Origin of the sequence: Pseudomonas sp. Q2-TVG4-2 (assembly GCF_013620795.1) — a bacterium.
GTDB lineage: Bacteria > Pseudomonadota > Gammaproteobacteria > Pseudomonadales > Pseudomonadaceae > Stutzerimonas.
The window spans coordinates 121,035-142,632 of record NZ_LGLW01000003.1; the positions used below are offsets into that span (position 1 = coordinate 121,035).

Sequence of the window (21,598 nt, forward strand, 5' to 3'; positions counted from 1 at the left end):
GATCATCGAGCGATTGCGGAAGTCTGATTCGCCGGGCCGCTCAGCGAAACGCGAACCCTGGCCGGTGGTTCAGGTCCGTTGAAGAACGAGCCTGATTCACCGGAGCCTGTTCATGGAGCGCCTCACGTTGCTGTCGCTGGGTAGCATCAATGCCGATTTCCAGGTGCGGATTGATGAGCCGCCCGGCGGTCGTGAAACCCTGCTGGCTCATGATTTGTGTCGCCTTTCCGGTGGCAAGGCCAGCAATACTGCCTACCTCGCGGCCCGCTTCGGTCTGCGCAGCATCCTGCTCGGCCGAGTGGGCGACGATGCATTGGCCGAGCAGGCGCTTGCGCCGTTGCGCGAGGCCGGCGTTCAGGTCGACGGGGTCGGGCATGCCGAAGGTCGATCCACCGGCGTATCGATGATTATGGTGCCGCCGGATGCGAAGAAGCAGATCGTCCTGGCCACGGAGGCCAACGACTGTTGGGATGACGCGGCTGCCGACGCCATGACCGCGTGCATTGACGGCTGCGAAACCCCGGCCAGCCTGGTGCTCGATTACGAAATTCCGGGTTGGGTAGTACGCCGCGCCATCGAGGCTGCGGCGCGCAAGGGCTTGCAGACGGTGCTCGACCCGTCCTTCCCGGATCGTCTCGAGCGCGACCTGTTGGGCAAGCTGCACGCCATCACGCCGAACCTGCCCGAAGCCGAGGGCCTGGTCGGGCGTTCCATTGGTTCGGTAGCGGAGGCCGCCAGCGCTGCGCGCGAGCTGCAGCGGTCAGGCACGCCCATCGTCTGCATCAAGCTGGCGGATGGCGGCTGCGTGCTAGCCAGTGAGCAGGCGTTGCTGCACATCCCGCCGGGGGAGGTGGTACCAGTGGACACGACCGGCGCTGGCGATGCCTTCACCGGGGTCTTCGCCATCGCGCTGCTGGAGGGTCGTGCTCCCCGAGAGACCGCCGCCTGGGGCGTGGCGGCGGCAAACCTGGCGGTCACCGGCTATGGCTCGCAGCCCAGCTACCCGACGCGTGAGCAGGTGGAGCGGATGGCGAACGGTCTGCTGGAGCGGGCGAGGGCAGTCGATGGGTAATCGGCAAGCGCCGTGCAAGCTGGTCTTCGATCATTACGATCCGGCCGATGAACGCCGCCGTGAGGCTCTGTTGGCCCAGGGCAACGGCCTGTTGTCCTGCCGCGCCAGTGCCCCGGAGGCCGCCGCGTTGCATACGGCTAATGCCGGCGATCACTACGCCGGCTTCTACCGCGCCGGCTGGTATGACCATGCGCCCCGAGAGGTCAACGGCAGCAAGGTAGAGATGGCGGCGCTGGTCAACCTCCCGGACCCCTTCGGGCTGAGCTTCGCGCTGGATGACGGCGATTGGTACCGCCTCGATGAGATCGAACTGCAACGTTATCGACAGTCGCTGACGCTGGACAGCGGCCTGCTGGAGCGCGAGCTGGACTTCGAACTGGCGGGCCACGCGCTACAGCTGCACGAAACCCGCTTCGTCAGCATGGCCACCCCCCAGCTTGCAGTGTTGCGCTGGGAGCTTAAGATCCCGCCGCAGGTCGACCGGCTGCGCTTGCGCACCGCCCTTGACGGCGGTGTCACGAACGCGGCCATACGGCGCAATCAGGCCTATGAAGGGCAGCGGCTGCGAGACATCGTGCTGCAGCACGAGGAGGACGGGCGCGCCGCGCTCAGCGCCGGATTGGCCGATGAAGAGCACCGGCTGGTGATGGCCGCACAGGTCCGCACGCCTGGAATGGACCTGCGGTGGCGGGGTCGGCAGGCCGAGCAGAGGCTGTTACAGCAAGCCGAATGCCGTCGTCCCGCCGATGGCCGGTTGATTATCGAGAAGCGGGTGGTGGTCCAGGTCGATCAGGAGCGGCCAAGGGACGACAGCGTGGCGCGTGCGCAGTTACTCCAGCAGCTACCGGGCGACACCTTTGCCAATCTGCAGAGGGCGCACAGCGATGCCTGGGCACGGCTCTGGCAGCGGATGCGCATTGATGCCGATGACCCGCGGCTCGAGCTGACGCTGCGCTTTCATGCCTTTCATCTGCTACAAACAGTGTCGCCACACAGCGTCGGGCATGACATCGGCTTCCCGCCGCGCGGCTGGATGGAGGGCTACTACGGCCAGGTATTTTGGGACGAGCTGTTCGCTTTTCCGTTTCTCGCCACGCACTTCCCGGAACTGGCGCGCAGCCTGCTGGATTACCGCCATCGACGCCTGGATAAGGCCCGTGAGCGGGCGCGTCGGCTCGGGCTGCACGGTGCCATGTTCCCCTGGCGCAGCGCCTGCAGCGGCGAAGAGGAAACCCCGCCCTGGCAGTGCAACCCGATGTCTGGCCGTTGGATGGCCGATCACACCTACTTGCAGCGGCACATCGGTTCTGCCGTGGCTTACGACGCGTGGCAGCTGTATCTGGTGACCGATGACGAGACACTACTGGCGGGTCCCGCTGGTGAGCTGATCATCGAAGTCGCGCGGTTCTGGGCCAGCCTGGTGCGCTTTGACCAGGCGCTACAGCGCTACCTGATCTGCGGTGTGATCGGCCCCGACGAGTACCACAACGGCTACCCCGGCGCCGCCGAACCGGGGCTGGACAACAATGCGTACACCAACCTGATGGCGACCTGGACCTTGTGCCGTGCCCTGCAAGTGCTGGAGCTGCTGCCTGAGTCCCGCGCCACAGCGCTGGCCGAGCGGCTGAAGCTGGGCATGGACGAGCCCGCCCGATGGCGGGACATCAGCCGGCGCATGTATCTGCCGTTTATCGACGAGGATGTGCTCTGTCAATTCGAGGGCTTCGAGCAACTGCAACCGCCGCCGCAGGAGTGGCTGCATGGGGATCGGCCGCGCCTGGACTGGATGCTCGAAGCGCGCCACGACAGCAGTGACGGCTATCAACTGACCAAGCAGGCCGATGTGCTGATGGCCCACCACTTGCTGCCGCAGCCGGCGCTGGGTTCGTTGCTCGAGCGGCTCGGTTATCACCACGACGAAAAAAGCAGGCGCCATACCCTCGCTCACCACCTGGCGCGTATCACCCATGAGTCGAGCTTGTCGAAGGTGGTGTGCGCCGGTGCGTTGGCGCCGGTCGACAGCCAGGCATCTTGGGCGTACTTCCAGCAATCGTTGAATACCGATCTATACGCCCCGGATAACCAGGGTACGCAAGAGGGCGTCCATCTGGGCGCGATGTGCGGCTCGCTGGATGTGCTGCAGCGGCACTACCTCGGGGTGCGACTGGAGCTCGATGGGCTACACATTTTTCCGGCAATGCCGGCAGAGCTGGGCGACCTGACTTTGCAGCTGACCTACCGCAAGGCGCGGCTCGAGTTGCAGCTGCGCGGCGGGCAGTTGCGGGTGGTGGCCCATGCTGACAACCAGGTGCCGGTACCGGTACGACATGCCGAGGGGCCGGCGCAGCTCGAGCCCGGCCAGTCACTTCTGGTGCCGTGTCGGGTTGGGGTGTGAGTCGCGGCATGCGGCTTATCTCCCGTCAACGCATCGATACCCGCCGGTGCGGATCTCGACCATGCACCGTAGCCGTTCCCGGTTCGAGGAAGGCGACGTACCACAAGGAGCACCAGTGATGGAACAGACCGGGTTACGACGCCGCTGGCTCGATGGGCTGGGTTGGGCGTTGCTTTACGCGGCGATCTGGGCGCTGTTCGCCGAGGGTGGCGGCTGGGCGCTGGGGGTGCCGAGCATTCTGCTCGCTGTGGCGCTGTCGCTCCGGCTCGGTACGCGGCCCTGGCAACCCTCTCTGCGCGCGCTGCCGGGCTTTGTCTGGTTCTTCCTCGGGCGTATGACGCTGGGCGCATGGGACGTGGCGGTGCGTGCGCTGCTCCCTCGACGGCCATTGCAGCCCGCCTGGCTCGACTACCGGTTGCGCGCCGAATCGCCACGGGTACGGCTGTTGCTTTCGGCGCTGGTTGGGCTGTTGCCGGGCACGCTGGCTTCGCGAATCGAGGCCGATAGCATGCGCGTGCACGTGCTTGATCGACGGCAGCGGTGGGAGCCGACAGTGATCGAGCTGGAGGATCGCCTGGTGCAGCTGCTCGGTAGCGGAGGCGGCCGCTGATGGCGCTGTACTCGACGTTGTTGCTACTGACCATCGTCGTCGGCCTGGGACGTGTCGTGCTGGGGCCGGAGCGGGTGGACCGCCTGCTGGCGATCCAGCTGTTTGGCACCGCCGGCACGGCTTTGCTGCTTGTCATGGCGCAGTGGCAAGGGCAACCGGCGCTGCGAGATGTGGCATTGCTGCTGGGGTTGCTGGCGGCGGTCGCCAGTGCCGCGCTGGTGCAGCTGCTGCGACGGAGCCGCCATGATTGATCTGCTGCTCATGGTCTTGAGCTGGTTGCTGCTGATTGGCGGCCTGCTGTTTTTTGCGGCCGGCAGCATCGGCTTGCTGCGTTTTCCCGATGCGGTGAGCCGTCTGCATGCCCTCACCAAAGCCGATACCCTCGGCCTTGGGTTGGTGATTGCCGGCCTGTCGCTTCGCGCCGACAGCCTGCTCGAAGTTGGCCAAATGCTGTTGATCTGGCTGTTGCTACTGGCCTCCAGCGCCACCGCCTGCCAGCTGCTGGCACGCCAGGCTGGCGAGGAGCCGGACGATGACTGAGTGGCTATTCGACGGCGCGCTCGGCCTGCTGTTGCTCGGCCTTGCCTTTGGTGCGCTGCATGGGCGCAACCTCTACGCCAGCGTGCTGCTGTTCATTGCCTTCGGCCTGGCGCTGGCGCTGATCTGGGCGCGCCTGGGCGCGGCAGACCTGGCCCTGGCCGAAGCGGCCATCGGGGCGGGGCTGACTGGGGTGTTGCTGTTCGCGGCGTTGGCACGCCAGCCGGGGCCGGCGGAGCTGCCGGATATCACCCCGATCCGCCAGCGCCTCGCCGCGGCGATGGTGGTGCTGCCATTGCTGATCATGCTGGTGCAGGGGCTTGCACCGCTGGCCGATCGCACGTCGACGCTGCCGGCCGAGATCGATCGGGTATTGCCGCAGACCGGTGTCAGCCATCCGGTCACCGCCGTGCTGCTTAACCTGCGCGCCTGGGACACCTTACTGGAACTGGCGGTCCTGCTGCTGGCGCTGCTCGGCGCGCGACAGCTGGGGCCTCGCCGCCTCGATCTCGCCGAACCCTGGCCACTGCTGCGTGCCTGGGCACGGGTGCTGGCACCGTTGTTGGTGCTGGCGGCGGGTTACATTCTTTGGCGTGGCGCCAGCGCACCGGGCGGTGCATTCCAGGCGGGTTCGCTGCTCGCTGCCGGGGTGGTTTTGCTGCGCTTGTCCGGCCTGCTGCCGAGGTTGCGCTGGTCCTTCGCGCCGCTACGGCTGCTGGTGCTGGGCGGCCTGCTGGTCTTCATCGGCGTGGCTATCGCCACCGCCTGGCTGGGCGGGGGCTGGCTGAACTACCCGGACGATTCGGCCAAGTACGTGATCCTGCTGATCGAAGCGATGGCGACCTTCTCGATTGCCGCCAGCCTGAGTCTGCTGGTGATCGGCGACGGCGAGGAGTCATCCGCATGAGCAGCGCATTGTTCTGGATGGCCGTCGGCGCCGCGCTCTGGCTACTCGGTCTGCACGGCCTGTTGACCCTGCGTCAGCCATTGCGGCGGATCATCGCCTTCAACCTGATGGGCAGCGGTGTATTTTTGGTGATGATCGCCCTGGCGACGCGCAGCCAGCCGAGCGATCCGCTGCTGGTGGCATTGGTGGTGACCGGTCTGGTGGTGGCGGTGAGTGCCACGGCGCTGGCGTTGCGGCTGGCCGGGGTGGTACAGGGCGACGAGGAGCAGCGCCAATGAACATGGCCTTGCTGAGCCTGGCCCTGCCGTTGCTGGGCGGACTGCTGCTGGTTCTGCTGCAGCCACGGCATAACGGCCTGTGGGTGATTGCCATCAGCCTCGCCAGCCTGCTGGCCGGCTCTGCAGCGCTGCACGAGGCGATGCAACTGGGCCCGCAATTGCTGCACATCGGCGGCTGGGATACGCCCCTGGCGATCCGCTTCCAGCTGACCCCGCTGACGGCCTTGCTGATGGTATTCACCGCCGGATTGCATCTGCTGGTGGCGCTCTACGCCGCGCGCAGCCCGCATGCCACCGGCAGCGAAGATTACTGGCCGCTGTCCTGCCTGCTGCACGGCGCGCTGGCCGCCCTGTGGCTGTCGGCGGATCTGTTCAACCTCTACGTCACCCTCGAGCTGCTCAGCCTTACGGCCGTTGCGCTGGTGGCGCTGGCCGGACGCAAGGCCTACCGCCCGGCTTTCAACTATCTGATGCTGTCGCTGGCCGGCTCGCTCGCCTATCTGTTCGGTGTCGCGTTGTTCTACGGGCGCTACGGCGTGCTCGATGTGCTGCTACTGGCGGAACTGGCCGAGGCGGACGCCACCACGCGGCTGGCACTGCTGCTAATGAGCGTCGGCCTGATGCTCAAGGCGGCACTGTGGCCGCTGCACCTGTGGCTGCCGCCGGCGCATTCCGGCGCACCGACGGCGGTCAGCGCGTTGCTCTCGGCGTTGGTGGTCAAGGGGCCGATCTATATTCTCTGGCTGGTCTGGAGTCAGATCGCCCCGCCCGAACTGGGCCGCGAGGCCGGCGTGCTGTTTGCCGCGGCGGGCATTCTGGCGCTGCTGTCCGGTGGCTGGTCGGCCCTGCGCGCGCCGCGGTTGAAAATGCTGGTGGCTTACTCGACTGTCGCGCAGCTGGGCTATGCGTTGCTGGCGCTGGGCCTGCTGCTGCACTGGCAGGAGCCGCGCATGACGGCGGCGCTGTGGCTGTTCATCCTCGCCCACGGCTTGGCCAAGGTGTCGATGTTTCTCGCTGCCGGTGAGTTGCAGCGGGTGCTGGGCACGCGTCGGGTGCGCGCGCTGAAAGGCGCCAGCCAGAACATGCCGGTGGCCATGGCGACCTTTGCAGTAGCCGGCGCCAGCCTGGTCGGCCTGCCACCCAGTGGCGGCTTTCTCGCCAAATGGCTGTTGCTGCAGCCGCTGTTCGAGCAGCCGCAGCACTGGCCCTGGGCGTTCGGTGTGCTGCTCGGCACGCTGATGTCGGCCGCTTATGTGTTTCGGGTAGTGGCGCTGGGCTTTGATCGTGCCAGGCCGAATCCGCCCAGTGTGGCGCCGGATCGCCTCGCACAATGGCTGGCGATGCTGCCGGCCTTGCTGGTACTAAGCCTGGCGCTCATCAGCGAACCCCTGCTGCTCTGGCTTGGCGGGGTGGCGCGATGAGCTGGACCAGCTGGTTGCCCTTGTCGATTGTGCTCAGTTCTCTAATACCAGGGTTGTTGATCTTTACCCTGCGCGAGGATCAGCAGCGAACTAGGGTGGCGCTCAACCTGTGCGGGGTGGGAATCAAGCTGCTGCTGGTGGGGGCGATGATTTACGGCGTCAGTCGCGGCCTGGAGTTTCGCTTCAGCCTGCCGTTCCTGCCCGGCGCACCGCTGGTATTGCAAGGCGATGCGCTGTCGCTGCTATTCGTCGCGCTGTCCTCGGTGCTGTGGATGGCGACCACCATCTACGCCATCGGCTACCTGGAAAAGTCACCGCTGCGTTCGCGCTTCTTCGGCTATTTCAGCCTCTGCGTCAGCGCCACCGTGGGTCTGGCGCTGGCGGGCAATCTGGTCAGTTTCCTGCTGTTCTACGAGATGCTGACGCTGGCGACCTTCCCGTTGGTGGTGCATCGCGGCACGCCGGAGGCGCTGCGGGCCGGGCGCGTCTATCTGGCCTACACCATAGGCGGCGGCGCGCTGGTGCTGATGGGTGTGGCGTTACTGCACGGTCTGACCGGTGGGCAGGATTTCCAGCCCGGTGGCTATCTGCTGCAGGCGGTTGCGGAACATGGCCTGGCGCTGCGCGTGGCCTTCGTCCTGCTGGTGGCCGGGCTCGGCGTCAAAGCGGCGCTGATTCCGCTGCACGGCTGGTTGCCACAGGCGATGGTGGCACCGGCCCCGGTCAGTGCGCTGCTACACGCCGTGGCGGTGGTCAAGGCCGGCGCCTTCGGCATCATCCGGGTGGTTTACGACGTGTTCGGTGCCGAGGCCCTGTCCCGCCTGGACATGGCTGGGCCGTTGCTCTGGCTGGCGGCGGCGACCATTCTCTACGGCTCGTTGCGGGCGCTGCAGCAGCAGGAGCTGAAGAAGCGCCTGGCCTATTCGACCATCAGCCAGGTGTCCTACGTGACCCTTGGTGTGGCATTGCTCGGGCCAATCGCGGCGGTCGGTGGTCTGGCGCACCTGGTGCATCAGGGGCTGATGAAAGTGACACTGTTCTACTGCGCCGGCAATTTCGCCGAGACCCTGGGCATTCATCGCATCCGCGAAATGGACGGTGTCGGTCGGCGCATGCCGCTGACCATGACGGCCTTCAGTATCGGCGCGCTGGGGATGATCGGGATTCCACCGATTGCCGGTTTCGCCAGCAAGTGGGCGCTGGGTATGGGCGCGCTGGAAGTCGGCCAGGACTGGGTACTGTTGGTGCTGATGGGTTCAGCGCTGCTCAATGCGGGCTATTTTCTGCCGCTGTTGTGGCGCGGCTGGTTTGCCGAGCCGGCAGACTGGCATGAAGACAACTGGCGCGAGGAGCGCTGGGAGACGCACTGGATGCTGCTGATGCCGGCCTTGTTCACGGCGGCGCTGGCGGTGGTGGTCGGGTTGCTCGCCGGCACGGCGCTAAGCCCGCTGGGTTGGGCGCAGCTGATCGTCAAGCGGGAGTTCGAAATATGAACGCCTGGCTCTGGCTCCTCGTTCCCGTGGCACCCTTGCTGGCCGGTTTGGGGCTGCTGATCTGGCGCGAGCGTGCCCTCGGTTGGCTTTGGCTCGGCTGTGTGCCAGCGCTGGCCATGGTCGTCTGGCCGGTGCCGGCGCTGGACCTGCCGATGCTCTGGGAAGGCGTGCGCTGGGGGGCGGTTGATGAGCTGAGCCGTGCCTGGCTGGGCTTCACAGCGCTGCTCTGGGGATGTGCCGGGGCATTCGCCGTCAGTAGCCAGCGGGACGACCCCAAGCGAATGCGCTTCTGGACGTTCTGGCTGTTGGCGCTGTCCGGCAACCTGTTGTTGATCATCGCCACGGATGCGCTGAGCTTCTACTTCGGCTTTAGCGCCATGAGCCTCTCGGCCTACGGATTGATCGTCCATCGTCGCGGTCCCGGCCCTCGCCGCGCTGGGCGGCTGTATCTGCAGCTGGCGATCTGCGGCGAGATGGCCCTGCTGGCAGCGCTGATGTTGCGCAGCCACGCCGCCGATGGCGACTTTGCCTTTGCCGCCTGGCGTGCGCTGCCCATGGACGGCCTGACCCTGCTGCTGTTGCTGATCGGCCTCGGTCTGAAGGCGGGGTTCTGGCCGCTGCACGTGTGGCTACCGCTGGCGCACCCGGCGGCGCCAGCACCGGCCAGTGCCGTGCTGTCCGGTGCGATGCTTAAGGCTGGCTTTCTCGGCCTCTGGCGCTGTCTACCCGAACAGGATCCATTGCTGTCCGGCTGGGCCGACGTGCTGCTTGCCATGGGCATCTTCGGTGCGATCTACCCGGCGCTGCTGGGGCTGCTTGCCAATGAGGCCAAGGCGGCGCTGGCCTACTCCTCGGTGAGCCAGATGGGTTACCTGCTGATGCTGCTGGCGCTGGTCTGGCGCCATCCAGAGCAATTGCAGGCGCTGACCACGGTGATGATTCTCTACGGCGTGCATCACGGGCTGGCCAAGGGTGCGTTGTTTCTCGCGGCCGGCCTGATCCACGCAGGCCGGCTGCCCCGCAGCGGCTGGTTACTGCTGGCTGTGCCGGCGCTGGCGATCATCGGGCTGCCGTTGACCAGCGGCGGGGCGGTGAAGACGGCGCTGAAGGAGTCTTGGCACGCCGGCACATTCGAGGCTTGGCTGCCTTGGTTGAGCTTCAGCAGCCTGACCACCGCCTTGTTACTGATGCGTGCGCTGTGGCTGCTGCGGCGTGACGCCCAGGAAGCACCGGCATCGCGGCCGCCATTAGCGCAGCTGTTGCCGTGGGTGCTGCTGAGCAGCCTGGCGCTGTTGCTCCCCTGGCTCTGGCCCGCCTTGCGCGAACCCATGCTGCATGGCTTGTACCCGAGCGGCATCTGGGCTGCGCTGTGGCCGCTGCTGCTGGCACTCGTGCTGGCAGCGCTGGCGTTGCGGTTCGGCTGGAAAGTTCCGGCGCGGCTGGTTGCCGGTCCGAAGCTGACGCTCTGGCTATCGCTACGGCTCAAGCGGCTGGTGCAGCGGCCACCATTGGCGGTGCCGAGCGCGGACCCGGATCAGCCCCGTTGGCGGCAGCGGGAGCGGCACTGGAATCGCTTGTGGAATACCGGCACGCTCGCCATGAGCGCCTGGTTGCTGGTGGCGCTGCTGTGGTTGGGCTGGTTGTGGTGATGATTTCGAATATATCCATAGCGCTTCCGTTAATTAGCAATTTGCTTTTCAATTTGTTATCTGGGCTATAGCAAAAATCGCTTATGCGGATTTTTCGTGCTAGTTGTTAGCTACTTAATAAGGCGCGCGGTATATCGGCTTCAGGCAACTAAACGCGCAAACAAAAAAAGGCGCCAACGGCGCCTTGAGTGATTCGGTTATTTCATGTCCGACCCAAGTGGGTTCGGTCACTTCCATTCTCGGCGAGCATCTGCCCCAGCGGTGTACGGTCGAAACCGTCATCCGCTAGCCGGTCGGCCTGTGGCGTCAGATCGAAGCCATCCTCGGCCAGCTGTTCGCCAAGCGGAGTTAGGTCGAATCCATCCTCAGCCAGCCGTTCGCCCAGCGGTGTGCGCTCAGCGCCGTTCTCCGCCAGGGTGCGGTCGATCAGGACGTGTTCGCGCACGGTGTCGCTACCTTGCGCCTCGCCCAGTAGGGGTTGTGGATGGCTCGGCGGAACGGCGAGGGCAGTGGAGGCGGCGCTAGCCAGAATCAAACTTGCAAGTAAGGTTTTCATAATGTGTCCTCGGTACGAGTTGGGTACGGAGCCTATGCTACGGACGAGAACTACAAGGACAAACGCGAACGTATCGATAGTGTTAATCGACCGTCGTGATAACTGATTTTTGGATGTCCACCGACAATTACCGTCTGGTTGGAAATTGAAATAAACAATTAACGTGATAGCAATAAGTAATGCGGCAGTCGCCTCCTGACCGTCGTTTGTTGTTGCGTAAGGTAGGCCCTGGCGGGGTTCGAGGTCGCAGCCTTGTTCGTCAGGTAGGCTTTCCGTGGCGTTTTTTTGCGTCAGGGCGCCGAATTGGCGGATGGAGCGCACGCCTGGAAAACCCGCTGCTCTCAGGGCAGGGCTGTCTCGGCATAGGTGCGTGTCGCCAGCCCCAGCTGGGAGCGGAAGCTTTCCATGTCGAACATGGTGCAGATGCCGCAGATCTGCCCGCTCGGCGTCAGGGTCCAAAACGCCATGGCTGAGATGCTGAGTACCTTGTCGCTAGGCGGATAGCCGAGAGCGGCGCTCTCGATGGTGCCGATCAGCGTTGCTCCAGATAAGCTCGCCGCTGTAGCTCTCGAGAGCGTCACTTGGCAATCGTAAGACCGATGCACTGTCCTACCGGTTAGCGACCTCGCCGCCCCAATAGAGCAACCAGTGCCGCCGCCCCTACCGCCACGGCGGCCGTGGTCGCAACCGGGTGTTGCGTAGCGCGGGCATAGAGGCTGCGCGTCAGCACCCTGCCGGGGTAGTCGCCGCTGGTTTTGCCGTCACCGGCCGCGCCAACATCACCGGCATAGAGCGCGCCGCGTGGATGGCGGTCCGGTCGCCCGCTCTGGATAGCGTCATAAACGAAGGTGCGGTTGACCCAATCGGCCAGACGCGGGGCATTCTGGGCCAGCTTCGACAGCAGCTTGGCGTTGCCGATATAGACGTCGCGTTGGGGATGCTCAGCGGCGTGCAGAATTGCCCGGGCAACCACCTCTGGCGCATAGACCGGTGGGGGAAACACTGGGGCGCTGGGCAGGTAGTTCTTCGAGTGGTCCATGAACTGGGTATCGGTTGAAGACGGCCGTACCAGCGTCACGGAAACAGGCGTGCGGGATTTCTGCAGCTCGACCCGCAACACATCGGTCATCGCCTTGATCGCGTGCTTGCTGGCGCTGTAGCTGCTATGAAAGGGCAGGGCATTGGCGGACTCGACGCTGCCGACGTTGATCAGCGCACCGCCTTTGTCACGCAGATGTCTCACAGCGATGGAAGAGCCGTAGTGGGTGCCCCAGAAGTTGGTCTGCATGACCTGCTGATGGTCCTCATCGCTGACTTCGTCGAAACGTCCCCAGACGGAGCTGCCGGCGTTGTTGATCCAGGTGTCGAAGCCGCCGAAACGCGTGATGGTCTCGCTGGCGACGCGTTCGAGCTGCTCGCGCTGCCCGACATCGGCCATTACGTGCAGCACGCGATCACTGGCGTTGAGGTCGCGCTCTATATCCGCCAAGGTCACCTCGTTGCGTGCAACCAGCACGACGCGGGCACCGTGCTCGACAGCCAGGCTGGCGGTGGCTAGGCCGATGCCGCTCGACGCGCCGGTGATGACGATGACTTGTTCGTGCAAGGGCTTCAGCGAAATACGCATCGGGGCTTCTCCTCGGCTAACCGGCAGGGGTTGGTTTGGTAGAAGCCTCAGCCCCGCTTGCGGTTCCCAGGTAGGCGATGGATGGCGTGGACGACCGATTGTTGGTTTCGCCTGCGCGGGGCTACTCGGAGGGCGCTAATCGGGGACGTCCGTTTCGTCCAATGCTCAGTCTGGGACGCCGCAAGCCGCTACGGCTAGCGACGGAGAGGCTGGCCTGGCGTTTGATGAGCGGATGCCACCAGCCCTTCGGCTTCGTGCAGTTCATCCTGTGGCGGGGATGGCGGCGGCGGGGTAGGGCCGGTGGGTTGCGCGGGCGGATGGCTGCGCTGAAGCCTGGGCTGCGCCTGACCATCGACCCACCAGTCCAAGGTTGCGTCAACGCGGCCGTTGGCCGAGAGGCCGAGGCGGTTGTTGATCGGGCATTGGTTGTCGCTGCGGCTGGTCAGCTTGCCGGACTGGCGCGTTCGACTGGTGCCGGCCGCGCCAGTTGTGGCGACCTCTAATCGATACTCGACCTGGTGCGCCTGCGGGCTACTGACGCATAGCCGCAGCGCCAGGTGGTCCTGGCCTTCGGCGATCAGCTCGAGCTGTGCCTCAACCATTGCGGGAGCGGCTGCGAGAAGCCAGGAAGCAAGGGTCATTGTCAGCATCTCCCATAGGCCCCGTGTAAGTGCGCCAGCTATCTGTCTAGCGCTGGTTGACGGTCGCCACGTTGCCAGTGCCCGACTGCTGGATCACCGCGTTCATCCCTGCGGCGCTCTGCATGATGAAGGCCTGGTTGGCCGAACCCATCTGGCTGACGCGAGCCTCGTTGTATTCGGCCAGTTGGCGAACGTCGGCCAGGTTGCCGTCGCCGTTTTGCACGATGCTGGCCCGGTTGCCATCGAACCACTGCACCAGTTCGACGCTGTTGTCATTCCCAACCGACGAGCCTCTGAATTCGTTGCCTCGCCCGCTCTGCTCGACGGCTAACAGGTTGCTATCGCCGACCTGATTGAACGTGACCTCACCGAACAGTGTGTTCTGCGCGATCTGTGCACTGTTCAGGTTGCCGTTCTGGGCGAGGGATATCCGCCCGGCATCGCCCTGATCGATGGAGGCCAGGTTCTCGTCACCGACTTGGTAAACGGCCGTTTGCGTACCGTGGTAGAGGCCGTCCTGGGTCAGGGTCACCGAGTTGTCGTTACCGATCTGATACGCCTCGGCCTGGGCGAAGCCCTGTTGCGTGGCGGAAATGTAGTTGCGGTCTCCAACGCTACTGGTCTGCAGCTCGTTGGCATACCAGGTCTGCTCGACCTTAGCGCGGTTGCCGGTGCCCTGCTGATAAACGCTTGCGGTACCGAAATGGCTTTCAGGTCCTTGATAGACAGAGGCTTCGTTGTCGCTGCCGATCTGTACGAGGGTCGCCAGGTTCGATTCGGCGAACTGATAGACCGAGCCCGTGTTACCGGTGCCGTTCTGCCGGATCAGGGCCTCGTGAAGCACGCCGGTCTGCTCGGCGGTGGCGATGTTGTCGGTGCCGGTTTGTTCGATCCGTAGCCTGTTGTCGGCATGCAGATCGCTGGCAACGGCCAACAGGAAGGTGAGTGCGACGGGGGCCAACTTGCTGCGCATGGCAAATTCCTTTTTCTTTATTGTTTTATCGGTGTTGGACAATTTGTATGCGCTGGTCGCTTCCGTACTGAATGACGGTGCTGCTCAAGCCACTGCCGAGCTGTTCGATGCTGGCGTTGTTGTTGGCACCCACCTGGGCGATGGCGGCCTGGTTATCGCTGCCGATCTGGCTGATGTCGGCTATGTTGCCCTGGCCGATCTGAAGGATGCTGGCGAGCTGGTTATCACCCTGTTGGAGGATGAAGGCCTGCTGATCGCTGCCCTGCTGAATGATGCTGGAAAGTTGGTTTTCGCCGATCTGGCTGAGGTCGGCCAGATTGTCGCTGCCTTGTTGCAGCACCTGCGCGGTCTGGCCGTCGGGAAGTTGCAGGGCGAGCGCCGCGGGGTTGCCAAGGTTGAGCGAGCCCTCGGCTAGGTCGGCGTTGTCCAGCAGGTCGGCCGCTTGAAGCGAGGCGTGGGAAGCGAGCAGAAGGGCGGCGAACAAGCCGCGGCGGAACAGCGCTATACGATCCATGCAGGCACCTCGGAGTAGTGCTTGGATTCTTGACGGGTGACGAGGCGGTGAACATCCATCGAACGGTGCAAAACAACCGCTTCGCGATGAGCGGAGCGAATTAAGTCTGCCAGGCGCTGGTTACAGCTCATCGCGATCCATGTCGAAGGTGTCCTGAAGCAGATTTTGCAGCTTGCTGCGGTTGATCTCTTCCAGGATGAGCTGCGCCGCTTGCGTGGCAATCGCCTCGATTTCGGCGACGTTGGGTTGCAGGAAGCGGCGGTAGACGGTGCGCTGGCCATACTCCACCCAGACCAGACTGCCCCAGCGCGCTGAAGGCCGTTCGCGCACCACCAGGTCATTTTCAAGCTCCCTGGCGTCTTGCAGCTGGAAGCTCAGGTAGCGGTGAAAGTCGTGCCCGAAGCGGGTGATGGTGTTATCGATGATCAGCCCGCTCAGTTCTGCCTCGCGCTCCGCCTGTTCCGATGCCTCCTGCGCCTGCAGTGGGCTGAGCAGGACGAGCAGTAACAGGCCGAGCGTCAGGCGTGACACGACTCGGACCAATCCAGCCGGCCACGCAGAAGGAACGCTGCTTCGGCACGGTTGGAGGCGCCAATCTTGCGCAACAGGTTGTGGATGTGGCTCTTGATGGTGTGCGGGCTCAAGCAGAGCTGCTCGGCGATCTCGGCGTTGGACAGGCCCTTGCCGGCCAGGCTGAGAATTTCACGCTCGCGCAGCGTCAGCGATGGCTTGCTGCCAGCCAGCTGACGCATTCGCCGCCACTGGCTGAGCAGGCGTTCTGTCAGGACGCGCGGTAGCCAATCGCCGCCGTCGAGCAGTACCTGGATGCCATCGAGCAGGTGCTCACGGGTGGCGTGGCTGTAGAACACGCCACGAATTCCGGGGTGCTTGTCCACCAGCTGTTCGGCCTGCTCCGGGGCGATGTTGACCAGCGCCACGGGCGTCTGCTCGTTGAGCTGATCGAGAAGCGTGGAAAGTTGTTCGGTCTGGCTGTTGCCTGCATCGACCAGATAAAGATCGGTGGTCGTTCTGGCCGTTTCCTCTAGCCGCGCCAGGGCGACGTCCAGTTGAGCCTGCTCGCCAAGAAAATGTTTGAAGAACAGTCCCAGAAGTTCATTTCCGGTGAGCAGGGTAACGCTAGGCTGGTTACGGTCCTGGTGAGTGAAATCCGCTTCGTCCATGTTCAATCCTTGGTCTTGGGTGCCGTTGTGCCGCGTAGAAAAGTTACTAAACGACCGGAGCAAAATGATGAAGTTCAGCATCCAGGCTGCGATTGAGCGGCGATCTGCGCTGGAATGAAGAGAACCCGACGGGCGGTTGAGAAAAGCTTCCTGTGGACCGAATGGGCTAAGGTGAGTCAATCACCCATACGATGGAGCCGGCATGAGCAGACCCCCACGCGAACTTACACTCCGCGCGTTGCTCACCGGCTTGCTGCTCGGAGCCCTGCTGACCCCTTCGAATATCTACTCGGGATTGAAGATCGGCTGGTCATTCAACATGTCGATCATTGCGCTGCTGGTCGGTTTCGCCATCTGGCAGAGTCTGGCGCGAGTCTTTCGCTGGCCGGTCTGGTCGCTGCATGAAAGCAATATCAACCAGACCGCCGCCTCGTCCGCTGCCTCGATCATTTCCAGCGGTCTGGTGGCGCCGATTCCCGCCTATACGTTGATCACCGGGCAGCAGCTGGATGCGTTGCCCCTGACCGCCTGGGTGTTCTCGGTGAGCTTTCTCGGTATCTGGGTGGCCTGGTATCTGCGCCCATCGCTGATCGTCGAGGCGCAACTGCGCTTTCCCGAGGGCATGGCGACCCTGGCGACCATGCAGCAGATCTACAGCCACGGCGCGGAAGCGACCAGACGGTTGATAGTCCTCGGCGCTGCCGCAGTGCTAGCGGCGTTGGGCAAGCTGATCGACAGTCTGCTGTGGACGTTGCCACGCTGGGCGCCAAGTGCGCAGCTGGAGCGGCTCACCTTTAGTTTCGAGCCGTCGCTGCTGCTGCTGGGTTTCGGCGGCATCATCGGCCTACGGGTCGGTCTGTCGCTGTTGCTCGGCGCCGTTCTGGCCTGGGGGCTGCTCGCGCCCTGGCTGATTGCCGAAGGACTGGTGAGCATGCCGGTTGATGCCAGTGGCCCGCAGTTCGCGCTGTTGATCGAGTGGCTGCTGTGGCCCGGCGTGAGCCTGATGGTGTGCGCCACGCTGACCTCGCTCGGGTTGCGTTTGTTGCGGGCGCAACGAGAGGACTCGCAGCGCCGCTTGCGGCTACGTCGACCTGCGGCGCGGCCGTTGCTCGGGCTGGCCTCGGCATCGGTACTGGTTGTATTGATGCAGGTGTCGCTGTTCGACATCCATCCGCTGCTGGCGGCATTGTCGATTCCCCTGGCATTGCTGCTGGCGATGGTGGCGGCGCGTGTGGTTGGTGCCACCGGCATCCCACCGATCGGTGCCATCGGTCAGTTGTCGCAACTGAGTTTCGGCGCCATCGCACCCGGCCAGGTGGCGATCAATCTGATGAGTGCCAACACTGCTGGCGGTGCGGCGGGGCAGTGCACCGACCTGCTCAATGACTTCAAGGTCGGGCACGCCATCGGTGCGACGCCGTCGCGTCAGGTGGTCGCGCAATGCCTGGGCATACTGGTTGGCAGCCTGGTCGGGGTGTTTATCTACCAGCTGTTGATTCCCGACCCGCAGACGATGCTGATCACCGCTGAATGGCCCGCACCGGCGGTGGCCACCTGGAAGGCCGTGGCCGAGGCGCTGACGGAGGGGCTGGACTCGATCGGCACTGACGTTCGCTGGGCGATCGGTGCTGGTGCGCTCGCCGGGGTGCTGCTGGGTACGCTCGAAGGGCTACTGCCGGTCTGGCGGTTGCGCTGGTTGCCGAGCTCCGCGGCGCTGGGGCTGGCCTTCATCATTCCGGCCTCGATCTCCCTGATGATGACGTTCGGTGCGCTGCTGGCCTGGCTGTTCGCTGCGCGCTGGGGCAGTCTCGCCGAGCGCTTCGTCATCGTCGCGGCGGCGGGGCTGGTGGCAGGCGAGAGCATGGCCGGGGTTGGCATTTCATTGGCGCAGCTGCTTCGCTGAGACGCTAGCGATGCCGCATGGCGGCTGTCCGATACGATCGCCAGAGCGACGAGTGGTAACACGTGGTGATCGCCGACAAATGGTCGCTCGCGGCGGCCGGTCTGGCGTGGCCTTTCGCCGTTCAAGAAAGAATTTGTAATGCGCTCGATGCAACCCCTGCGCCTGGCCGCTGCCGGATTAGAGGTACCCCATGGAAAAAGGAGAGCGCACATGCAAACGAATAAACTAGCTGCTTTGACTCTAGCCGGTCTGATGTCCACGGGTGTCTTCGCAGCGGGCACCACCGATATGGACAGTGCCACCAGCGGCGAAACCAAGCATGAGTCGATGGATGGCACAACCACCGATGACACCAACCGCTCGGGCCTGACCACCGGTGCGGGCACCACTACCGAAAGCGGCGAGGAAGCAGGACCCGGCACTGGTACCGGGACCAGCGTGGGCAACACGACCGGCACTGGCAACAGCGCGACCGGTTCAGGCGCTGGAAGTGGTACCGGCGGCTCTGGCGGCACGGGTAACTGATACGGCCACAGCCAGATGAAAGCCCCGGTCTCTGGCTGGGGCTTTTTTGCGGCAGCCCTGACGCCCAGACGCATGGTCGATGTTGTTGCGTAAGGCCATCGAGCTGCCTCTTCAGGAGTGAGCTATGGACCTGCGTCTACCGTTTTTTGTAGCAAGCCTGGCATTGGCTTCCGCCGCACTCGCGACCGGCACCGGGCCGACCTTGCCGGAAAAAAGCAGGGAGCACCCGTTGGACAATCGCGAGCCACGACAAGAAATCATCGACCGGGATGATAGCCAGCGTCAGCCACGCCCACCCACGCTCGAGGCGCCGCCTGAGATACCACCGGCCGAGCCGATCGAGCGCCGGCCTAAGCCGGATCCAGAGCGTCGTGGCAGTGAAGCCAGCGGCAATCCCGCGCCGGCCAGCTGAGCGTCGCGGGATGGCAAAAAAAAGGGAGGCCGAGGCCTCCCTTTTTTGAGAACAACGTTCTGCTTAGAACAGTACGCGGCTGCGGATGGTGCCCTTGACCTGCTGGAGCTTTTCCAGGGCCAGGTCGGAGTATTCTGCATCGACGTCGATCACGACGTAGCCGACTTCCTCGTTGGTCTGCAAGAACTGACCGGCGATGTTGATGCCATTCTCGGCGAAAACACGGTTGATCTCGCTCATCACGCCAGGGATGTTCTGGTGGATGTGCAGCAGGCGATGCTTGCCGGGATGCGATGGCAGCGCCACTTCTGGGAAGTTGACCGAAGACACCGAGGTGCCGTTATCGCTGTACTTGACCAGCTTTTCGGCGACTTCCAGGCCAATGTTGGCCTGGGCCTCTGCGGTGGAGCCGCCGATGTGCGGCGTGAGAATGACATTATCCAGGCCACGCAGCGGGCTTTCGAACTCTTCGTCGTTAGAGCGTGGCTCGACCGGGAATACGTCGATCGCCGCGCCGATCAGGTGCTTGCCCTTGATTGCGTTGGCCAGGGCCTGAAGATCCACCACGGTGCCGCGGGCCGCGTTGATGAGGATGCCGCCCTGCTTGATCGCGCGGATCTCGTCTTCGCCCATCATCATCTGGGTGGCCGGGGTTTCCGGCACGTGCAGGGTGACGATGTCGCACATGCCGAGCAGTTCATGCAGAGAGCCGATCTGTTGGGCGTTGCCCAGCGGTAGTTTGGTGACCACGTCGTAGAAGAACACCTGCATGCCCAGACCTTCGGCGAGCACGGACAGCTGCGTGCCGATGGAACCGTACCCGATGATGCCGAGCTTCTTGCCGCGGATCTCGAACGAATTGGCCGCCGACTTGATCCAGCCGCCGCGATGGCAGGAGGCGTTCTTCTCGGGGATGCCGCGCAGCAGCAAAATGGCTTCGGCCAAGACCAGTTCGGCTACCGAGCGGGTGTTGGAGTAGGGCGCATTGAATACCGCGATACCGCGCTCGCGGGCGGCATTGAGGTTGACCTGGTTGGTGCCGATGCAGAAGCAGCCGACGGCGATGAGCTTGTTCGCGGCGTCAAAGACGCTCTCGGTGAGCTGGGTCCGGGAACGGATACCGATGAAATGCGCATCGGCGATCTTTTCCTTCAGTTCGGCTTCGGGCAGCGAACCCGTCAGGTACTCGATGTTCGAGTACCCGGCAGCCTTGAGGGTATCCACGGCGGTTTGGTGGACGCCTTCAAGGAGAAGGAAACGTATCTTGCTCTTGTCGAGAGAGGTCTGGCTCATCTGCGTAAAACCTTTAGGCCGGAAAAGAGGACTGATGTGTCCAGCAAAGGCTGGCCGAACCGGGTAGATACGGTGTCGGGAAGTCTGCCGAGGCACGTTTCAAAGGGGCCCGTATGCTAGCATACGGGCCCCTCGAAACACCCTATGTCCTGAGCTGAAGCGTACTCAGGGTGACCATGAATCGAATGAGAGTTCCCATGATGACCGATGCTGCCCTGATCGATGAGCTGACGACCCTGGTCGAGCCTGGCAAGGTGCTGACCGATGCCGATTCGCTGAATGCCTACGGCAAGGATTGGACCAAGCATTTCGCTCCGGCACCCTCGGCCATTGTGTTCCCGAAGACCATCGAACAGGTGCAGGCCATCGTTCGTTGGGCCAACGAACGCAAGGTCGCGCTGGTGCCGTCGGGCGGACGTACCGGCCTCTCCGCTGCGGCCGTGGCGGCCAACGGTGAGGTGGTCGTCTCCTTCGATTACATGAATCAGATCCTCGCCTTCGACGAGATGGATCGCACCGCGGTCTGCCAGCCGGGCGTGATCACCGCACAGCTGCAGCAGTTCGCCGAGGACAAAGGCCTCTACTATCCGGTGGACTTCGCTTCGGCCGGCTCCAGCCAGATTGGCGGCAACATCGGTACCAACGCCGGCGGCATCAAGGTGATTCGCTACGGCATGACCCGCAACTGGGTGGCCGGTTTGAAGGTCGTCACCGGCAAGGGTGATCTGCTCGAACTGAACAAGGACCTGATCAAGAACGCCACCGGTTATGACCTGCGCCAGCTGTTCATCGGCGCTGAGGGCACACTGGGCTTCGTCGTCGAGGCCACCATGCGCCTGGAGCGCCAGCCGACCAATCTCACCGCGATGGTGCTGGGTACGCCGGACTTCGAGTCGATCATGCCGGTGCTGCATGCCTTTCAGGACAAGCTGGACCTGACCGCCTTCGAGTTTTTCTCCGACAGGTGCCTGGACAAGATTCTCGGCCGCGGCGATATTCCCGCGCCCTTCGAGGCCCGTACGCCGTTCTATGCGCTGCTGGAGTTCGAGGCCACCACCGAAGAGCGTGCCGAGCAGGCCCTGGCGACCTTCGAGCATTGCGTCAACGAAGGTTGGGTAGTCGATGGGGTGATGAGCCAGAGCGAGCAGCAGCTGCAGAATCTGTGGAAGCTGCGCGAATACATCTCCGAAACCATCTCGCACTGGACGCCGTACAAGAACGATATCTCGGTGACCGTTTCCAAGGTGCCGGCGTTTCTCGCCGACATCGACGCCATCGTCACCAGCAACTATCCAGATTTCGAAGTGCTCTGGTACGGCCACATCGGCGACGGCAACCTGCACCTGAACATCCTCAAGCCCGATGCGCTGTCCAAGGACGAGTTCTTCGACAAGTGCGCATCGGTCAACAAGTGGGTGTTCGAGACGGTCGAGAAGTACAACGGTTCCATCTCCGCCGAGCACGGCGTCGGCATGACCAAGCGCGACTACCTGACCTATAGCCGTTCGGAGGCCGAAATCGCCTACATGAAAGCGATCAAGGCGGCGTTCGACCCGAACGGCATCATGAACCCGGGCAAGATCTTCGCTGTTTGAACAGACAGGAACTCTC

22 protein-coding genes and 1 pseudogene are annotated in these 21,598 nt (G+C 63.9%); 14 read left to right on the forward strand and 9 right to left on the reverse strand.

The window, feature by feature from the left end:
• The first annotated feature begins 112 nt into the window (after window positions 1-112).
• The 10 genes from H3028_RS06925 (at window position 113) to H3028_RS06970 (ending at window position 10,362) form a co-directional block, all read left to right on the forward strand.
• Window positions 113-1,072, forward strand: coding sequence for a PfkB family carbohydrate kinase (locus H3028_RS06925; RefSeq protein ID WP_181296314.1), 960 nt, complete (start codon window positions 113-115; stop codon window positions 1,070-1,072).
• Window positions 1,065-3,467, forward strand: a complete 2,403-nt coding sequence (locus H3028_RS06930) for a glycoside hydrolase family 65 protein (RefSeq protein WP_181296315.1) — start codon at window positions 1,065-1,067, stop codon at window positions 3,465-3,467. Before H3028_RS06925 ends, H3028_RS06930 begins: the two co-directional genes overlap by 8 nt.
• A gap of 118 nt (window positions 3,468-3,585) precedes the next feature.
• Window positions 3,586-4,077: a Na+/H+ antiporter subunit E gene (locus H3028_RS06935; protein ID WP_181296531.1), complete on the forward strand. Its 492-nt coding sequence runs from the start codon at window positions 3,586-3,588 to the stop codon at window positions 4,075-4,077.
• On the forward strand, window positions 4,077-4,328 hold the full coding sequence (locus tag H3028_RS06940; protein WP_181296316.1) for a monovalent cation/H+ antiporter complex subunit F: 252 nt from the start codon (window positions 4,077-4,079) through the stop codon (window positions 4,326-4,328). The genes H3028_RS06935 and H3028_RS06940 overlap by 1 nt, the downstream gene beginning before the upstream one ends.
• Window positions 4,321-4,617 (forward strand): monovalent cation/H(+) antiporter subunit G, encoded by a 297-nt coding sequence (locus H3028_RS06945; RefSeq protein WP_181296317.1) that lies wholly within the window; start codon window positions 4,321-4,323, stop codon window positions 4,615-4,617. The genes H3028_RS06940 and H3028_RS06945 overlap by 8 nt, the downstream gene beginning before the upstream one ends.
• Complete coding sequence (locus H3028_RS06950; RefSeq protein ID WP_181296318.1) at window positions 4,610-5,521, forward strand: hydrogenase subunit MbhD domain-containing protein; 912 nt, start codon at window positions 4,610-4,612, stop codon at window positions 5,519-5,521. The genes H3028_RS06945 and H3028_RS06950 overlap by 8 nt, the downstream gene beginning before the upstream one ends.
• Window positions 5,518-5,799 (forward strand): NADH-quinone oxidoreductase subunit K, encoded by a 282-nt coding sequence (locus H3028_RS06955; RefSeq protein WP_181296319.1) that lies wholly within the window; start codon window positions 5,518-5,520, stop codon window positions 5,797-5,799. The genes H3028_RS06950 and H3028_RS06955 overlap by 4 nt, the downstream gene beginning before the upstream one ends.
• Entirely contained in the window at window positions 5,796-7,220 is a 1,425-nt protein-coding gene (locus H3028_RS06960) for a complex I subunit 5 family protein (RefSeq protein WP_181296320.1), read from the forward strand. The genes H3028_RS06955 and H3028_RS06960 overlap by 4 nt, the downstream gene beginning before the upstream one ends.
• On the forward strand, window positions 7,217-8,713 hold the full coding sequence (locus H3028_RS06965; RefSeq protein WP_181296321.1) for a complex I subunit 5 family protein: 1,497 nt from the start codon (window positions 7,217-7,219) through the stop codon (window positions 8,711-8,713). The genes H3028_RS06960 and H3028_RS06965 overlap by 4 nt, the downstream gene beginning before the upstream one ends.
• Window positions 8,710-10,362: a proton-conducting transporter membrane subunit gene (locus tag H3028_RS06970; protein WP_181296322.1), complete on the forward strand. Its 1,653-nt coding sequence runs from the start codon at window positions 8,710-8,712 to the stop codon at window positions 10,360-10,362. Before H3028_RS06965 ends, H3028_RS06970 begins: the two co-directional genes overlap by 4 nt.
• Before the next feature lie 202 nt (window positions 10,363-10,564).
• Here the strand turns inward: H3028_RS06970 and H3028_RS06975 are convergent, their stop codons facing one another.
• The 8 genes and pseudogenes from H3028_RS06975 to H3028_RS07010 form a co-directional block, all read right to left on the reverse strand.
• Window positions 10,565-10,918, reverse strand: coding sequence for a hypothetical protein (locus H3028_RS06975; protein ID WP_219919959.1), 354 nt, complete (start codon window positions 10,916-10,918; stop codon window positions 10,565-10,567).
• A gap of 341 nt (window positions 10,919-11,259) precedes the next feature.
• Window positions 11,260-11,460: pseudogene (locus tag H3028_RS06980) on the reverse strand (hypothetical protein); the annotation flags it as partial.
• A gap of 74 nt (window positions 11,461-11,534) precedes the next feature.
• Entirely contained in the window at window positions 11,535-12,545 is a 1,011-nt protein-coding gene (locus H3028_RS06985; RefSeq protein ID WP_181296323.1) for an SDR family oxidoreductase, read from the reverse strand.
• Between the two features lie 194 nt (window positions 12,546-12,739).
• Window positions 12,740-13,186: a curli-like amyloid fiber formation chaperone CsgH gene (gene csgH / locus H3028_RS06990; RefSeq protein ID WP_181296324.1), complete on the reverse strand. Its 447-nt coding sequence runs from the start codon at window positions 13,184-13,186 to the stop codon at window positions 12,740-12,742.
• 46 nt (window positions 13,187-13,232) lie between these two features.
• A complete protein-coding gene (locus H3028_RS06995; protein ID WP_181296325.1) occupies window positions 13,233-14,159 on the reverse strand; it encodes a hypothetical protein in 927 nt (308 codons plus the stop codon).
• 25 nt (window positions 14,160-14,184) lie between these two features.
• A complete protein-coding gene (locus H3028_RS07000; RefSeq protein ID WP_181296326.1) occupies window positions 14,185-14,673 on the reverse strand; it encodes a curli production assembly protein CsgB in 489 nt (162 codons plus the stop codon).
• Between the two features lie 120 nt (window positions 14,674-14,793).
• Window positions 14,794-15,204 (reverse strand): CsgE family curli-type amyloid fiber assembly protein, encoded by a 411-nt coding sequence (locus H3028_RS07005; RefSeq protein WP_181296327.1) that lies wholly within the window; start codon window positions 15,202-15,204, stop codon window positions 14,794-14,796.
• Window positions 15,192-15,776, reverse strand: a complete 585-nt coding sequence (locus tag H3028_RS07010) for a response regulator transcription factor (protein WP_181296533.1) — start codon at window positions 15,774-15,776, stop codon at window positions 15,192-15,194. The genes H3028_RS07005 and H3028_RS07010 overlap by 13 nt, the downstream gene beginning before the upstream one ends.
• A 280-nt stretch (window positions 15,777-16,056) precedes the next feature.
• On the opposite strand from H3028_RS07010, the gene H3028_RS07015 reads away from it, so the two are divergent.
• The 3 genes from H3028_RS07015 (at window position 16,057) to H3028_RS07025 (ending at window position 18,694) form a co-directional block, all read left to right on the forward strand.
• Window positions 16,057-17,757 carry an OPT family oligopeptide transporter gene (locus H3028_RS07015; RefSeq protein ID WP_181296328.1) on the forward strand — a complete coding sequence of 567 codons (1,701 nt, stop codon included), beginning with the start codon at window positions 16,057-16,059 and terminating at the stop codon, window positions 17,755-17,757.
• A 210-nt stretch (window positions 17,758-17,967) separates the two neighbouring features.
• Entirely contained in the window at window positions 17,968-18,282 is a 315-nt protein-coding gene (locus H3028_RS07020; protein WP_168422403.1) for a hypothetical protein, read from the forward strand.
• Between the two features lie 124 nt (window positions 18,283-18,406).
• Complete coding sequence (locus tag H3028_RS07025; RefSeq protein ID WP_168422402.1) at window positions 18,407-18,694, forward strand: hypothetical protein; 288 nt, start codon at window positions 18,407-18,409, stop codon at window positions 18,692-18,694.
• A gap of 63 nt (window positions 18,695-18,757) precedes the next feature.
• Here H3028_RS07025 and serA read toward each other — a convergent pair whose 3' ends face one another.
• A complete protein-coding gene (gene serA, locus H3028_RS07030) occupies window positions 18,758-19,987 on the reverse strand; it encodes a phosphoglycerate dehydrogenase (RefSeq protein ID WP_181296329.1) in 1,230 nt (409 codons plus the stop codon).
• A gap of 200 nt (window positions 19,988-20,187) precedes the next feature.
• Between serA and H3028_RS07035 the strand changes: the two genes are divergently transcribed.
• The gene (locus H3028_RS07035) at window positions 20,188-21,582 is read left to right on the forward strand and encodes an FAD-binding oxidoreductase (RefSeq protein WP_181296534.1); all 1,395 of its coding nucleotides are present in this window, start codon (window positions 20,188-20,190) and stop codon (window positions 21,580-21,582) included.
• The last annotated feature ends 16 nt before the right edge of the window (window positions 21,583-21,598 follow it).

What these genes read in the sequence shown, in the direction of transcription:
- H3028_RS06925 (WP_181296314.1), top strand. Translation starts at nt 113, where the DNA reads ATGGAGCGCCTCACGTTGCTGTCGCTGGGTAGCATCAATGCCGATTTC.
- H3028_RS06930 (WP_181296315.1), top strand. Translation starts at nt 1,065, where the DNA reads ATGGGTAATCGGCAAGCGCCGTGCAAGCTGGTCTTCGATCATTACGAT.
- H3028_RS06935 (WP_181296531.1), top strand. Translation starts at nt 3,586, where the DNA reads ATGGAACAGACCGGGTTACGACGCCGCTGGCTCGATGGGCTGGGTTGG.
- H3028_RS06940 (WP_181296316.1), top strand. Translation starts at nt 4,077, where the DNA reads ATGGCGCTGTACTCGACGTTGTTGCTACTGACCATCGTCGTCGGCCTG.
- H3028_RS06945 (WP_181296317.1), top strand. Translation starts at nt 4,321, where the DNA reads ATGATTGATCTGCTGCTCATGGTCTTGAGCTGGTTGCTGCTGATTGGC.
- H3028_RS06950 (WP_181296318.1), top strand. Translation starts at nt 4,610, where the DNA reads ATGACTGAGTGGCTATTCGACGGCGCGCTCGGCCTGCTGTTGCTCGGC.
- H3028_RS06955 (WP_181296319.1), top strand. Translation starts at nt 5,518, where the DNA reads ATGAGCAGCGCATTGTTCTGGATGGCCGTCGGCGCCGCGCTCTGGCTA.
- H3028_RS06960 (WP_181296320.1), top strand. Translation starts at nt 5,796, where the DNA reads ATGAACATGGCCTTGCTGAGCCTGGCCCTGCCGTTGCTGGGCGGACTG.
- H3028_RS06965 (WP_181296321.1), top strand. Translation starts at nt 7,217, where the DNA reads ATGAGCTGGACCAGCTGGTTGCCCTTGTCGATTGTGCTCAGTTCTCTA.
- H3028_RS06970 (WP_181296322.1), top strand. Translation starts at nt 8,710, where the DNA reads ATGAACGCCTGGCTCTGGCTCCTCGTTCCCGTGGCACCCTTGCTGGCC.
- H3028_RS06975 (WP_219919959.1), bottom strand. Translation starts at nt 10,918, where the DNA reads ATGAAAACCTTACTTGCAAGTTTGATTCTGGCTAGCGCCGCCTCCACT.
- H3028_RS06985 (WP_181296323.1), bottom strand. Translation starts at nt 12,545, where the DNA reads ATGCGTATTTCGCTGAAGCCCTTGCACGAACAAGTCATCGTCATCACC.
- csgH (WP_181296324.1), bottom strand. Translation starts at nt 13,186, where the DNA reads ATGACCCTTGCTTCCTGGCTTCTCGCAGCCGCTCCCGCAATGGTTGAG.
- H3028_RS06995 (WP_181296325.1), bottom strand. Translation starts at nt 14,159, where the DNA reads ATGCGCAGCAAGTTGGCCCCCGTCGCACTCACCTTCCTGTTGGCCGTT.
- H3028_RS07000 (WP_181296326.1), bottom strand. Translation starts at nt 14,673, where the DNA reads ATGGATCGTATAGCGCTGTTCCGCCGCGGCTTGTTCGCCGCCCTTCTG.
- H3028_RS07015 (WP_181296328.1), top strand. Translation starts at nt 16,057, where the DNA reads ATGAGCAGACCCCCACGCGAACTTACACTCCGCGCGTTGCTCACCGGC.
- H3028_RS07020 (WP_168422403.1), top strand. Translation starts at nt 17,968, where the DNA reads ATGCAAACGAATAAACTAGCTGCTTTGACTCTAGCCGGTCTGATGTCC.
- H3028_RS07025 (WP_168422402.1), top strand. Translation starts at nt 18,407, where the DNA reads ATGGACCTGCGTCTACCGTTTTTTGTAGCAAGCCTGGCATTGGCTTCC.
- serA (WP_181296329.1), bottom strand. Translation starts at nt 19,987, where the DNA reads ATGAGCCAGACCTCTCTCGACAAGAGCAAGATACGTTTCCTTCTCCTT.
- H3028_RS07035 (WP_181296534.1), top strand. Translation starts at nt 20,188, where the DNA reads ATGACCGATGCTGCCCTGATCGATGAGCTGACGACCCTGGTCGAGCCT.